Genomic DNA, 12,329 nt, shown 5'->3' on the forward strand with positions numbered 1-12,329 from the left:
CATAGGCGAATGTGCGTAAACTGACGGTCGTATTTGTAGTCCTGATTGCCCTGCTGCAATATCCATTGTGGCTGGGCAAGGGTGGTTGGTTGCGGGTCTGGCAATATTCCCAGCAGATTGAAACGCACGAAAAACGCAATGAGTACTACCGGCAACGCAATGAAACACTACGAGCCGAGGTGCGTGATCTGAAACAGGGGCAATCGGCGATTGAAGAGCGTGCCCGAAGTGAACTGGGCCTGGTGAAACAGGATGAAGTGTTTTACCAGGTGATCCAGAATAAACAGCCAGTCACCAACAAACCAACTTCGCCCCTGGAAGCCAAGCCTACAGTCGAAAAACAACTTGAGGGCAAACCGCTTGATCGCCAACAGATGGATCCAAAATTAGCAACCGGCAAACCGCTGGAGTCAAACCTTGCTGCACCGGTTTCCACTCCGCATGCACAATAAAAAGGGCGCTTGAAGCGCCTTTTTTATTGTCCGCTATTTTTCTGGCAAGGCATAAGGTAATTCTTTGAATAGCAATGGCTGGCCTTGCCAGGTAATCGCGCCAGCCTCTTTTGCTTCGAGACGACATTCAGCCAGTACCCAGTAGCCCTGGTCTGTTGCAGGAGCGACGCGCACCAGTTGCCCGGCTTCCTGTTGGTGGGCATCGTGCAATACGTCACCGGCTTGCGGAGCCTGATCGCCTGCCACGACTTGCGCCAGCAGCGTACGGCGTTTGACTTTGCCTAGGTAATGCGTGCGTGCCACGATTTCCTGGCCGGTGTAGCAGCCTTTTTTAAAGTTGATGCCGTTCAATGCATCCAGGTTGATCATTTGCGGGACAAACTGTTCTTTGGTCGCGGGGTAAACTTGTGGAATACCTGCCTGGATATCCAATGCTTCCCATAGGCTGCTACTTGCCGGACCGAATGATGCACTCAGTGTTTTCCATGCCTGTTCTGCTTGCTCTGCAGGCACGATGAGTTGAGCGCGCTGTTTGCCGTGACTGTCCGTTAATCGAATCACTGTCCCTAATGCGGTTGGGCTGATTTCATGCGGGTGTAATGGTAAATGCTGGATAGACGCTGCTGACTCGGTACTCGCCAGGCCAAGGATGACGAATTGCTCGCTGACATCTTCTACCACCACTTTGCTGCGCAGTACAAACATGCGCAAACGTTTGACCAGGTCTGGAATTAATGTCCTGGGACATTGCAGGTAGATCACGTCGTTCATGCTGAATGCATAAAACAATGCCAGTAAACGACCTTTTGCCGTACAGTAGCCGGTGAATTGTGCTGACTGACTGACTTGCTTGATATCATTGGTGAACTGACCTTGTAAAAAGGTGAGGGCGTCTGCACCACTTACCGCAATCAGGCCAAGGCTGGACAGATCAAACAATTGCGCCGGTGCCGGAATGTCAGGCGCAGCAAACGACGCTTCTGCCCGTTCATTAAACTGTGCACCCTGGGAGACTAAAAACTGTTGCCATGCAACGCTTGACATAAATGCGATTCCTTGTGGATGGCGCATGGCTGAATACTGAATATGTACTCATCAATGCACAATGAAAAAACCTATTTTACCAAGTGAAATTGAAATTTCCTTTCACCCTTCCAATTTTTTATGGGGTTGGTGTGTGGTGTTTTCAATGCTTGTGCTAAGTTCGGTTTGGTATTGCTTGCCCTGGCAGTGGAGTGTCACGCTGACAGCGATCTATCTCCTGGCTTCTCTTTCGAGCTTTAGCCGACAATTAGCAACAGGTTGGCGGTTAAGTATCCAATCGCTCAGGGTAGATGTTTATGGCGAGATGACGTTGGTAAATACCCTGGGGCAAGTCTGGAAAGTGAACGTCTTACCAGATACAGTGGTACATCCATGGTGTATGGTTTTGCATGTACAGTTCCAGTCACCATTGAATGTAGAGGAGGCTGATGTCATCCATTGGTATCGTTGGCTATTGCCACGTCGATTGTTGATCTTGCCTGATCATGCGGGCAAACAATCACTCAGCGCCTTGCGTGTATGGTTGCGCTGGGGGCTCAAGTTTGCGACTTAGATTCAAGAGCAGCACGGTGGATGTGGATGCTTGAGTGAGTGACACATCAGTCATGAAAAGTGATTGTCATGCGCGACCGATTCGCTGCGCGCAAAAAATCTGCTTTTGACGTCCTTACGGTAAAGTTTGAGCCTGTGCCTGAGGTGACGAATTGAATCGTGGCTCATGCCTGTGCCCACAATACACAGCCCCGCCAGGCTGGCGAGCAGCCAGTCTATGGAATAGGGGACAATTTCGTGTCGAGGAGATGCGTGACTTTGAATTGTTTTGAGCACGGTATGTGGGTCATCGCCATCCAGGTATTGTGCGCCAATCTCCTCTGACAGTTTTTGCAGGTAGCCTGAGGCACGCTTGGAAATAAAGCGGTCATATTCCGAGACGGCGACGCTGTCATCGCGGCCGCTACTTTTACTGGCCGTGACTTGTGCAATATTTGGTTGAACGGCAAAGCTTTCATTCGACCAGTAACCTATCATCTGGTTATCCTCAGTCAGCTTGGGAATGCCCACGCCTTGATCGCTCCCTATCCCGACAAAAAACCAGCCTTCACCGCCCTGAAAATCTTTGAGGTTGCGTGTATTGAAGGCATGTAGCAGGGGCGCTTCATCACCATCGGTAAAATATACCGCTTTGGTTGCTTCAGGCATCTGGCGTAACAGTTTGGCAGTGATCACCAGACTTTCACGCAATTGGCTATTACCGGTCCAGGCCATGCGCCAGTCCAGATGCTCTATGGTTTCATGAATGGCAGAAAAATGCTGGCAGACTTGCATTGGGGTATACAGGGCAGCTACTGCATCACCGGCAAATATGCCGATGCTTAGACGGGTGTGGCAGGGCAGTTGGGCGACAATGTCGTGCATCATGCGTTTGGTATAGTCCAGCCGGCTGACGGTATGGTTGTTGAGAGACATATCCTTGGCATTCATGCTCTGTGTCACGTCTGCAATGAGGAAGTAGGTGTGAATGTTGCGCTTGACTGGAATGCTGGGTCGCAGGACTGCGCCTAAAAGGAAAATTAACGCCAGGACCAATAACAGGGTGTCGCGATGGTGCAGCCAGTACCTAAGCCATTGTTTTTTCATGGTCAACTCTCTTATGCCCCCATCACTGGCCTAGGATGACAGAGGGTGGGCGTTTGTGTTTACTGAAAATGATTGTCGTGTGCGACAGCCTCGCTTTTAGTGAATAGTCTGGACTTGATTTCCTGACGGTAAATCTTGAGATTTTGTTTTATTTGACGTATTGGATGCCTGCTGGCATACATGCCAAGCACGCACAGACCAGCCAGGGTGGCGAATATCCAGCTTAGTGGTAATGGCGCAATATCACGCCTTGCCGGTGGCTGTGATTTCATGGCCTGTAATACATGGTAGGTGCTGTCGCCTTTAATGTATTTAGCACCAATCTCTTGAGTCAGGCTTTCCATATACTCAGAAGCGAGTTTGGAAATATAACGGTCATGTTCGCCGGTGGCGACGTTATCATCACGCACCCCCAATGTGCTTTCAGAAATTTGTGCAATGCCCGGCTGCATGGCAAAACTCTCATTCGACCAGTAGCCAATCACCTGGTTATCTTCACTCAGTTTGGGAATAGCCACGCCTTCTTCAGTACCGATGCCGACAAATATCCAGTCGTTACCGCCCTGAAACTCTTCCAAGCTTTTCGTGTTGAAGGCGTGCAGTTTAGGGGCTTCTTCACCATCGGTAAAATACACGACTTGGGCAGGTTCAGACATGCCGCGGACCACTTTTGCGGTCACAAAAAGGCTTTCACGCAAACGGCTGTTGCCTGACCAGGCCATGCGCCAGTCCAGGTGTTCAATCGTGTCCTGAATCGCCGCAAAGTTCTTGCAGACCTCAATTGGCGCATACATCGCTGCCACAGAGTTACCGGCAAACAGGCCAATGCTGACTTTGGTATCACAGGGGAGAGAAGCCACAATCTCATGCATCATGTTCTGCATGTATTCCAGCCGCGTGACTTTTTTTCCGCGTAAAGTCATGTCCGACGCATTCATGCTTTGCGAGATATCTGCTACCAACAGATAAGTGTAAATGTTGTGTTTGAATGGAATGCTCGGACGCAGGATCGCCGCCAGCAAAAAGACCAATGCCAGTGCCAGCAAGGCAGAGTCTCTATGTTTAATAAACCGTCTGAGCCAGATATTCATAAGTGCAAGTTAATGATGTGAATGGACATTCTAATAAACTGTTGATTAAGGCAGACCATTTGGAATGTTGCCCATGATCAGGCCTGGGTTCTCTGATTCGCCTACGCCTGGTGTCGGTTTTTCCGGTAACAGGCTCATGACACGATCGTAGTTACGACGTGTGCCCCAATGGCTGTTATCTGCCTTGAGCGCGTTTTTATAAGAGCTGGCAGCCTGTGTCAGCAGGTATTCCACCTCATCGCGTGTGCTGTTGTCATTGCCACCTGTGACCTGAATGGCTTTCAGGAAAAAAATGTTGCCAATATTGTGCAGAATAGCCGCCCGTTGAGTGGCCGTTGAGCCATCGATCAGCTTGGCGAACAGTAACGTGGCTTCTTTGAAACGTTCATGCTTGGCCAGCCAGTAAGCCACGGCATATTTTGCTTCAAAACTTTGCAGGTCAGTCTGGGGTGTTTTTGCCGAGAGAATGGCCTGGTTAAAAGCATCTGCCTGCTCAATGCGTTGCCATGTGTAGAGGATGGTCGCGGTAGCAGCCACAGCTACTACGAGCAGGCCGATGACCAGTTTTTTTACGCTGAGCGCCATGTGTTGATCTCCAGATATTTAACCGCCAGCAGAATGGCAATCATGATGATTGCAATCCAGTAACACACGTTGGTGTAATCATGGCCGGGGATTTTTTCCATATATTGAATCGGTTTTTTCTCTTTGCTGTTAATGTCGGCAATCGCGGCCTCAAGTGATTTGGGGTCAGAGGCCTCATAGGCGTTGAATGGCGTGCGTAATGTCTGGAAGTATTGATAGAGGATGACTTCAGTCGGCATGTTGCCGTCATAACCGCTTTCGGTATATTTCGGGTCAAAAATCGTGATGCCACCAGGTTGGCGCAACACAATCCAGTACAGGCCGATGTTGTAGCGTTGCAACCAGTCACGTAATTTCTGTTGCACCATGTCACTGACACGGCCAGCACCATCCGAAATCAGGATGATGGCGCGTGAACCTGAGTCTGGGACATTTTTGAACAGTTCCACTGCACTGGTCAGACCGCCACCAATATTGGTTTGGAACAGCGAATTACCTGCCGTAGCCTGCACAGCAGACAGTACAGCTTCTTTATTCTCGGTAAGTGGTAATACATACATGGCAGAGTTACTGAAAGTAATGACGCCCATCATGTCGTTTTTACGAGTTTGAATAAAGTTGGTGATGATGCGCGCGGCGGCCACCGACTTGGTTTCACCGATATGGCCATCCTTGTCGCCGACAAACTGGTCGTCCATACTGGCACTGCGGTCCAGTACCAGGCCGATCTGTGCGCCAATCCCGGTCCGCTGCACCTGTTGTTCCAGGGTGTGTGGGCCTGCCAGCCCCAGAATCACGAACAGAATACTCAGCGCTGCCAGTATCTTTAACAGCAGGCCGATCAGGCTGGAAAGCGGGTCAGGCGGTAGCAGGCCTATCCAGGAGTAGTGTTTGCTATGGGAGCGCTCCAGCAACAGTGGCAGTAATGCTAGCGGTATAGCCCATAGTAACCAGGGGTGATTGAATGCCATGATGCTATTTCACCTCTGGTGTCAGGCCACGTTCGCAATCACGCATGTGGCGACAGAAGGTGCGCAACCACTGTTTTGCTGGCATTCCCAGTTCTAATGGGGTTTTGGTATCAAAAAAGACCTGGCGCGACAAGCTAAAGAAACGCTCGATTTCTGGCTTGGCAGGCTGGTAGGCAGGTTTTTCTTGTAAAAATTGGTCTATGTTATTGCTGAATACACTGTGTCCGGCCACTTGATGGATCGCCTGATGCACCACGTTGATAGACTGCTGCAATCCTTCGGCATCATCCGGCAAATGACCGACCTTGCGGTAAGCCTTGGCAAACGCACCCCCCATGCGTGGCAGCCAGGTATGGGCACCCAGGATATACAGCAACCCGAGCAGGCTCAGCGCAAGTATACCGGCTGCCACTTTGATGATCTGATATTCTCTAACAGTGCTAATGGTGAACGGTGGAATGAATGGACTCATTTCATTTTTCAGGTTCACTTCACCGTAAACGGATAGAGGCGATGTCCTGAAGTTAAACGATGGGAAGCGCACTTGCCGAATTTCGGTTTTGCCATTGTGGCGCAGTTTCACAATCTCACCCCGCAAAATGGCAGGTTTCGCCACACGGCCAGACTTGAATACCTGGTAAGTCAAATGAATGGTATGCACGCTGCGGTCAGAAAAGCTTTCCTCCTCAGTGCTAATATTGGCCAGTTCTATGCCAGACACCTGACCACGGTAACGGTGCTCGTAGCCGACAATCGGCAGGGACTCCTCAATCAGCTCATAAGGTTTTTTCACTGTCAGGATAATCGTGCGCTCCAGCTTGTCGCCCACCACATAGCCAGCGTCACGGGTAGGGTTGATTTCCCGGATGGAAATGTATTTGCTGTCTACGCTTGGCAATACCACATCTGCGGTGGCTGGCAAGGTGGTAAAGGCCAATGTGATTGCCAACAGGCAAGAGAATAGAGATTTAGGCGGTTTCATCAATCGCTTTCCTCACACAGTCACGTATTGATGGAAATAGTCGGACAGCAAATCTGCGTCAAACGTGTCTTCCACAAAAAAGGGCTGCATATCAAATTTCATAAAAATATCTTCAATCGCCTGGCGGCGCGCGGCAAAGGTATCCAGAATACGTTGCCGATAGGCAGCGCGCAGGAACAAGGTACGACGCTCCCCGGTTTCCGGATCATTGATACTGGTCACACCAAATTCCGGCAGGTCCTTGTATTCGGAACTGTTCCAGAGCACGACGGGCACAATATGATGTCGTAACATCAGCAACAACGCTTCTTCCAGTTGCTCCAGCGGCATATGAAAGTCAGACACCATAAAAATCAATGCACGTTCGCGCGGAAGCAAGCTGGCACTATGGATCAGTGCGCCAGCACCGACTTCATTCGGCAAATGATTTTCCAGGCGAGCTGCCAGATCCAGCATGTTATGTGGCCTGGCGGAGAGAGTACTCAGCCATTCGTCACGTAACTCATCATCAAAACCGACAAACGCCACCGGGTCGCCATTGCGCGTGGCTGACTGGGCGACTGATCGCGTGATCTCCGCTGCGGTGGTCAGTTTGGTATGAGGGACCCCGTATTGCATGGAACCAGAAAGATCGCAAAGCACAAAGACTGGCGTTGCACTTTTCTGGTTGAAAATGCGCACATACACCTGTTCCATGGGATCACGTATGGTCTGGCGAATATCAATCCGGCGTGGGTCAGGATAGGACAATAAGGTTGTATGCCCCCGAAACTCCATGCCCATGCCACGCTGGTTGCTTTTGTGGCGACCAGGACGGCGTGAGCGTGAACGCCAGCTGATGTGGTAGCTGAATTCCTTGATGTAATCCATAGGGAAACAGTCGATTTACTTAAGGGGCTGCAACAGCATTGACGATGCCAGACAGCATTTCACGTGCGATTTCAGTACGGCGCATTTCGTAGACCGGACTGAATACCAGGCGGTGAGCAATCGTCTCATGGAATACAGCGTGGATATCCTCAGGGACGACGGCATCGCGCTCGTTCAGCCAGGCGTTGACACGCGCAGCGCGTAACAGCATACCCATACCACGCGGGCTGGCACCTGATAATACCAGGCGCTTCATATCGACATTGGAAACCTTAATGCCATAAGCCAGTGGATCTTTAGTTGCCAGCCACAGGTTCAGTGCATATTTGCGCAGGGAAGGGCTCGCGGTAATGTTTTCCTGGATGACTTTGGCAAAGCTGTTGAGCTGATCAAATTTCAGGATGTCTTGTTCTACATTGGTAATCAACTGATCGACATCATGGAAACGGGTATCAAAAATCAATGACTCCATAATATCGTGCGCTGGCGGCACGACAATCGGGATTTCCATCATGAAGCGGTCACGCGCCGCAGATGGAATATCAAAGGTTTCTTCTCTTTCCACCTGGTTGCGGTCGGCGAATACCAGCATGTGCGGGAAGTAATGTTCTTTGTTAAACGCCGTTAGGGTGCGTTCTGCCATTACACGCAACATCAGGGAGTGCACTTGTGGCCGCGCGCGGTTGATCTCGTTGAAAAAGAAGATAGACAGGTCCTGGCCGGACATTAACAATGGCCCAGGGCTGACATGGGGTTTACCATCTTCGCCCAAATAGGTGTGGTAGACCAAGTCATTTGGCATCAGGTCAATGGTGCCTTCAATACGTTGATAGCCACCACCGATACCGCGGGTGAAGGCGCGTAACAGGGTAGTCTTGCCCACGCCCACATCGCCTTCCAGTAACACATGGCCCCGTGCAAATACGGCAATTGTAATCAGGCGGACAGGGTTCTGCTGACCGACCACGACTTTGTTCACTTCTGATTCAAGTTTTAGTGCTTGTGCACGCCAATCGGCTAATTGTTGATCATGCATTCCTGATTTCCTGACGTAATATCATTATTGAAGGTAAGTTGTAACTGAATTGTAATTGCGTGATCGCAAATTTGTCACAGATTATCATTGAAACCTTGCTTCTGCGATATTTTTCAATATGTAAAATTCCGTAACAATTTGAGGAATTTTACCTATGTTTCCATTAAAAGTATACAGGTCAGTATAGTGTTTTCGTGACAAAAAGCTTTCACTAAACGTAATTTCCGGCGAAAATATTGTTTTATACTAAAAATCTAAAAATACATGACTAGTAAAAGTAGTTTCAGTAAAGAGGAGTTGTTGGCTTGCGGCCGCGGCGAGATGTTTGGCGAAGGTAACGCGCAATTGCCACTGCCACCGATGCTGATGTTTGATCGTATTGTTAAAATTTCAGACGAAGGTGGTAAGTACGGCCAGGGTGAAATTATTGCAGAACTCGATATTCGTCCGGATTTATGGTTTTTTGAATGCCATTTTACCGGTGACCCCGTCATGCCAGGCTGCCTGGGACTGGATGCCATGTGGCAACTTGTTGGTTTCTTTTTGGGCTGGAAAGGTGGTCCAGGACGTGGCCGTGCCTTGGGCTCTGGGGAAGTTAAGTTTACCGGACAGGTGCTGCCAACGGCCAAGCTTGTGCGATACCACATTGATTTGAAACGTGTGATTATGCGCAAATTGGTGATGGGTATCGCGGATGCACGTATGGAAGTGGATGGCCGTGAGATTTATAATGCCAGTGATTTACGTGTTGGGTTATTTACCACCACGGACAATTTCTAGTAAGGAGGCGCAATGCGTCGCGTAGTGATTACAGGATTTGGTATCGTATCAAGTCTTGGTAATAACAAACAGGAAGTGCTGGACAGCCTCAAGGCAGGCCGTTCCGGTATTACCTATCAACCGGAATATGCCGAGCGCGGTTTGCGTTCGCATGTGGCCGGGTCAATTAAAAATCTAGATGTTGAGGCTCTGATTGACCGCAAACTGTTGCGTTTCATGGCTAAAGGCCATGCTTATGCCTGGCTGGCCATGCAGGAAGCCATTGCTGATGCAGGACTGCCAGAAGAACTCGTTTCCAACGTGCGTACCGGCCTGATTGTCGGTGCAGGTGGAACTTCTACCGAAAGCATGCTTGAAGGCACCAATACGCTGGCAGAAAAAGGGATCCGCCGTGTTGGACCTTATATGGTGACCAAAACCATGAGTAGTGGCATTGCCGCTTGCCTGGCCACGGGCGCCAAGATCAAAGGTGTCAATTATGGAATCAGCTCCGCCTGTTCAACCAGTGCGCATTGTATTGGTGCAGGGGTTGAACAAATCCAGTTAAACAAGCAGGACATAGTATTTGCTGGCGGTGGTGAAGAAGAACACTGGACCATGAGCTACCTGTTCGATGCCATGGGTGCCTTGTCCAGCAAATATAACGACACGCCAGAAAAGGCTTCACGTACCTACGATGCGGATCGTGATGGTTTTGTTATTTCCGGCGGTGGCGGCATTGTCGTGCTTGAAGAGTATGAGCATGCCAAGGCACGTGGTGCGCATATCTATGCTGAAGTGGTGGGCTATGGTGCGACTTCTGATGGCTATGACATGGTGGCTCCGAGTGGGGAGGGTGCTGTACGCTGTATGCAGCAGGCCTTGCAAGGCATTAATCCGGAAGAAATTGATTACATCAACACACATGGCACCAGTACGCCAGTGGGTGATACCAAGGAGCTCGAAGCGATTCGGACAGTATTTGGCAGCAATAGCAGAACAGCCATCGCTTCTACCAAGTCGTTGTCAGGACATGCGCTAGGTGCGGCTGGTGTGAACGAGGCGATTTATACCTTGCTCATGATGCAACATGGCTTTATTGCCGCCTCTGCCAATATTGATAACCTGGATCCGGCTGCTGAAGGCTTGAATATTGTGCGTTCGCCAATCACCTCAACCAAAGTGCAAACGGCGCTCTCCAATAGTTTTGGTTTTGGCGGTACCAATGCGACTTTGACCTTGTCGACTAAGCATCTGTAGGCGTCGACATTTCTAGTGCTTTCAAATGAGCAGGCCATGTGTTTACAAGCACATGGCCTTTGTTTTTTCTGGCTAAAGCTAACAGCCGCTATTATCGATGCTGACGGTCAGGCCTGAGCTGCTGGCGGCGCCAGTGGAGATCGTGTATTCCAGCTTGCAATGGCTGGCATCTCTCGCGCCTTGCAGGTAGTAGATGGCGCGGTTGGTATCAGAGAGTGAAGGTTGCACAGAAAAATTGCCGACTTCCAGCAACTGCTGCAAAGTCCCCGTGCCGTCTTCATTGCCTCGCCAGCCCATCGGATAACCGTGGCTGAAGTAAATGGTATTGCCTTCAATGGCGGCTGAAGAGGTGGGTTGATTGCTGGCACATTGTGGGTCAGACATGCAAACGCCTTTGGCCATGGTGGCGACAGAAACCACAGTTGCTTTAAATGACTGTAGCGACGCTTGTCTTGCCTGAACGTCAATATGGGCAATACGCGCATAGGCAGTGATTGCCAGCGCTGATAAAATCAATATCACGACGACCATTTCGACCAGGGTAAAGCCGGATTGTGCGTAGGGTTTATTTTTCATTTTTTTGATCTTATCGTAGACGGCACTTGTCATGTCAATTTTTGTCGAACGTTGCAAGTGTTAACCAAGGCTTACAAATGCGTCTTTTAAAAAATTATTTATTGCTAATTTTGCTGGCTGCATTGCTAGCGCATTGTGCTAGCATGGGTGAACGCAGGCTAAGCATGAATACTGCAGAGTTACAGCAAAAATTAAACAGCAAACTGGCCAAGCCATTCACGTTCATGAAAGTGTTTCATATTCAGTTGTCCAATGCCCTAGTGTCCATAGACCCGGCTTCAGGCAGGATTCATACCTTGATGGATACCAATGTGCAGAGTGATTTGCTGGCTAATGCAGCAACAGGTAAGCTGGGATTGTCGGGGCTGCTGAAGTTTGACCAGGCGCGAAATGCCGTTGTACTGGATCAGCCGGAAGTGGATTCTTTTCAACTGGATGGAGCCAATAGCCAATGGAACGGCCTAGTGCAGCAGATCAGCAAGGATATTGGCAGTAAGTGGCTCAACCAATTAGTATTGTATGAGGTGAAGCCTGAAGATTTAAGTTATGCAGGACGTCACTATCAACCGACAGATTTTCAAGTCACAGCCAATGGCCTGCAGGTCACCCTTAAGCCGCAATAATTATTACTTAACCCAGATGCTTTTCTAGTAACAGCGCTGCAACGACTTTGCGACCTTCAGCCGTCAGGATATTAAACGTACGGCAAGCGGCTGCCGTGGTCATACACTCCACCGCAATGTTGCCGGACAAGAAGGCCTGTATCTGCTTGGGATGGATAAAGCGTTGTTTATCGCCTGTCCCTAGCAACACCACCTCAGGTTTAAACTCGAGGATGGGTGCCAATGATTGGGCGTCCAGCGCTTCCCAAGGCCCCTGGAACCAACCGCTACTGCAAGCCTGTTCACTGACAATCACAGCTTGTTCATAACGCTGACGATTAATGATGACGGCGTCGTGATCCACGCCATTAATTTGATATTGTTGATCACTGGTATGCAGGTGTAATTTCATGAGATATCAAGGTCAGATACGAAGTGTTCATTGCTCGTGATGTATTTCCAA

Annotated in this window: 15 protein-coding genes; 5 read left to right on the plus strand and 10 right to left on the minus strand. The window is 49.7% G+C overall.

Annotation, left to right across the window (positions count from 1 at the left end; translation table 11 throughout):
- The first annotated feature begins 11 nt into the window (after positions 1 to 11).
- Positions 12 to 452, plus strand: coding sequence for a cell division protein FtsB (gene ftsB, locus ACJ67_RS06595; protein WP_049638391.1), 441 nt, complete (start codon positions 12 to 14; stop codon positions 450 to 452).
- Between the two features lie 33 nt (positions 453 to 485).
- Here ftsB and ACJ67_RS06600 read toward each other — a convergent pair whose 3' ends face one another.
- Positions 486 to 1,496: a folate-binding protein YgfZ gene (locus tag ACJ67_RS06600; RefSeq protein ID WP_049638392.1), complete on the minus strand. Its 1,011-nt coding sequence runs from the start codon at positions 1,494 to 1,496 to the stop codon at positions 486 to 488.
- Positions 1,497 to 1,641: 145 nt separating this feature from the next.
- On the opposite strand from ACJ67_RS06600, the gene ACJ67_RS14810 reads away from it, so the two are divergent.
- Positions 1,642 to 2,049: a hypothetical protein gene (locus ACJ67_RS14810; RefSeq protein ID WP_156171652.1), complete on the plus strand. Its 408-nt coding sequence runs from the start codon at positions 1,642 to 1,644 to the stop codon at positions 2,047 to 2,049.
- Positions 2,050 to 2,099: 50 nt separating this feature from the next.
- Here ACJ67_RS14810 and ACJ67_RS06610 read toward each other — a convergent pair whose 3' ends face one another.
- Genes ACJ67_RS06610 through ACJ67_RS06640 form a run of 7 tightly spaced genes read right to left on the minus strand, consistent with a single transcriptional unit; the run spans position 2,100 to position 8,669 of the window.
- Positions 2,100 to 3,134 carry a VWA domain-containing protein gene (locus ACJ67_RS06610; RefSeq protein WP_049638394.1) on the minus strand — a complete coding sequence of 345 codons (1,035 nt, stop codon included), beginning with the start codon at positions 3,132 to 3,134 and terminating at the stop codon, positions 2,100 to 2,102.
- A gap of 59 nt (positions 3,135 to 3,193) precedes the next feature.
- Complete coding sequence (locus ACJ67_RS06615; protein WP_049638395.1) at positions 3,194 to 4,225, minus strand: vWA domain-containing protein; 1,032 nt, start codon at positions 4,223 to 4,225, stop codon at positions 3,194 to 3,196.
- A gap of 45 nt (positions 4,226 to 4,270) precedes the next feature.
- Entirely contained in the window at positions 4,271 to 4,810 is a 540-nt protein-coding gene (locus ACJ67_RS06620; RefSeq protein ID WP_049638396.1) for a hypothetical protein, read from the minus strand.
- Entirely contained in the window at positions 4,795 to 5,781 is a 987-nt protein-coding gene (locus ACJ67_RS06625; RefSeq protein WP_049638397.1) for a VWA domain-containing protein, read from the minus strand. The genes ACJ67_RS06620 and ACJ67_RS06625 overlap by 16 nt, the downstream gene beginning before the upstream one ends.
- Positions 5,782 to 5,785: 4 nt before the next feature.
- Positions 5,786 to 6,763, minus strand: coding sequence for a hypothetical protein (locus ACJ67_RS06630; protein WP_049638398.1), 978 nt, complete (start codon positions 6,761 to 6,763; stop codon positions 5,786 to 5,788).
- Between the two features lie 12 nt (positions 6,764 to 6,775).
- A complete protein-coding gene (locus tag ACJ67_RS06635) occupies positions 6,776 to 7,633 on the minus strand; it encodes a DUF58 domain-containing protein (protein WP_018985482.1) in 858 nt (285 codons plus the stop codon).
- A gap of 19 nt (positions 7,634 to 7,652) precedes the next feature.
- Entirely contained in the window at positions 7,653 to 8,669 is a 1,017-nt protein-coding gene (locus tag ACJ67_RS06640) for a MoxR family ATPase (RefSeq protein WP_049638399.1), read from the minus strand.
- A 264-nt stretch (positions 8,670 to 8,933) separates the two neighbouring features.
- On the opposite strand from ACJ67_RS06640, the gene fabA reads away from it, so the two are divergent.
- Both fabA and fabB read left to right on the plus strand, forming a co-directional pair.
- Complete coding sequence (fabA, locus tag ACJ67_RS06645; protein WP_018985480.1) at positions 8,934 to 9,449, plus strand: 3-hydroxyacyl-[acyl-carrier-protein] dehydratase FabA; 516 nt, start codon at positions 8,934 to 8,936, stop codon at positions 9,447 to 9,449.
- Positions 9,450 to 9,461: 12 nt separating this feature from the next.
- A complete protein-coding gene (gene fabB, locus ACJ67_RS06650; protein WP_049638400.1) occupies positions 9,462 to 10,688 on the plus strand; it encodes a beta-ketoacyl-ACP synthase I in 1,227 nt (408 codons plus the stop codon).
- A 78-nt stretch (positions 10,689 to 10,766) separates the two neighbouring features.
- Here fabB and ACJ67_RS06655 read toward each other — a convergent pair whose 3' ends face one another.
- Positions 10,767 to 11,264 carry a prepilin-type N-terminal cleavage/methylation domain-containing protein gene (locus ACJ67_RS06655; RefSeq protein WP_049639805.1) on the minus strand — a complete coding sequence of 166 codons (498 nt, stop codon included), beginning with the start codon at positions 11,262 to 11,264 and terminating at the stop codon, positions 10,767 to 10,769.
- A 77-nt stretch (positions 11,265 to 11,341) separates the two neighbouring features.
- Between ACJ67_RS06655 and ACJ67_RS06660 the strand changes: the two genes are divergently transcribed.
- Complete coding sequence (locus tag ACJ67_RS06660; protein WP_231587274.1) at positions 11,342 to 11,887, plus strand: DUF1439 domain-containing protein; 546 nt, start codon at positions 11,342 to 11,344, stop codon at positions 11,885 to 11,887.
- A gap of 7 nt (positions 11,888 to 11,894) precedes the next feature.
- Here ACJ67_RS06660 and ACJ67_RS06665 read toward each other — a convergent pair whose 3' ends face one another.
- A complete protein-coding gene (locus tag ACJ67_RS06665) occupies positions 11,895 to 12,278 on the minus strand; it encodes an Mth938-like domain-containing protein (RefSeq protein ID WP_049638401.1) in 384 nt (127 codons plus the stop codon).
- Between the last annotated feature and the right edge of the window lie 51 nt (positions 12,279 to 12,329).

It is taken from the genome of Methylophilus sp. TWE2, assembly GCF_001183865.1.
Taxonomy (GTDB): Bacteria; Pseudomonadota; Gammaproteobacteria; order Burkholderiales; family Methylophilaceae; genus Methylophilus.

Bases quoted from the DNA above. Each gene is read 5' to 3' on its own strand.
- ACJ67_RS06600 (WP_049638392.1), bottom strand. From the start codon at position 1,496: ATGTCAAGCGTTGCATGGCAACAGTTTTTAGTCTCCCAGGGTGCACAG.
- ACJ67_RS14810 (WP_156171652.1), top strand. From the start codon at position 1,642: ATGCTTGTGCTAAGTTCGGTTTGGTATTGCTTGCCCTGGCAGTGGAGT.
- ACJ67_RS06610 (WP_049638394.1), bottom strand. From the start codon at position 3,134: ATGAAAAAACAATGGCTTAGGTACTGGCTGCACCATCGCGACACCCTG.
- ACJ67_RS06615 (WP_049638395.1), bottom strand. From the start codon at position 4,225: ATGAATATCTGGCTCAGACGGTTTATTAAACATAGAGACTCTGCCTTG.
- ACJ67_RS06620 (WP_049638396.1), bottom strand. From the start codon at position 4,810: ATGGCGCTCAGCGTAAAAAAACTGGTCATCGGCCTGCTCGTAGTAGCT.
- ACJ67_RS06625 (WP_049638397.1), bottom strand. From the start codon at position 5,781: ATGGCATTCAATCACCCCTGGTTACTATGGGCTATACCGCTAGCATTA.
- ACJ67_RS06630 (WP_049638398.1), bottom strand. From the start codon at position 6,763: ATGAAACCGCCTAAATCTCTATTCTCTTGCCTGTTGGCAATCACATTG.
- ACJ67_RS06635 (WP_018985482.1), bottom strand. From the start codon at position 7,633: ATGGATTACATCAAGGAATTCAGCTACCACATCAGCTGGCGTTCACGC.
- ACJ67_RS06640 (WP_049638399.1), bottom strand. From the start codon at position 8,669: ATGCATGATCAACAATTAGCCGATTGGCGTGCACAAGCACTAAAACTT.
- fabA (WP_018985480.1), top strand. From the start codon at position 8,934: ATGACTAGTAAAAGTAGTTTCAGTAAAGAGGAGTTGTTGGCTTGCGGC.
- fabB (WP_049638400.1), top strand. From the start codon at position 9,462: ATGCGTCGCGTAGTGATTACAGGATTTGGTATCGTATCAAGTCTTGGT.
- ACJ67_RS06655 (WP_049639805.1), bottom strand. From the start codon at position 11,264: ATGAAAAATAAACCCTACGCACAATCCGGCTTTACCCTGGTCGAAATG.
- ACJ67_RS06660 (WP_231587274.1), top strand. From the start codon at position 11,342: ATGCGTCTTTTAAAAAATTATTTATTGCTAATTTTGCTGGCTGCATTG.
- ACJ67_RS06665 (WP_049638401.1), bottom strand. From the start codon at position 12,278: ATGAAATTACACCTGCATACCAGTGATCAACAATATCAAATTAATGGC.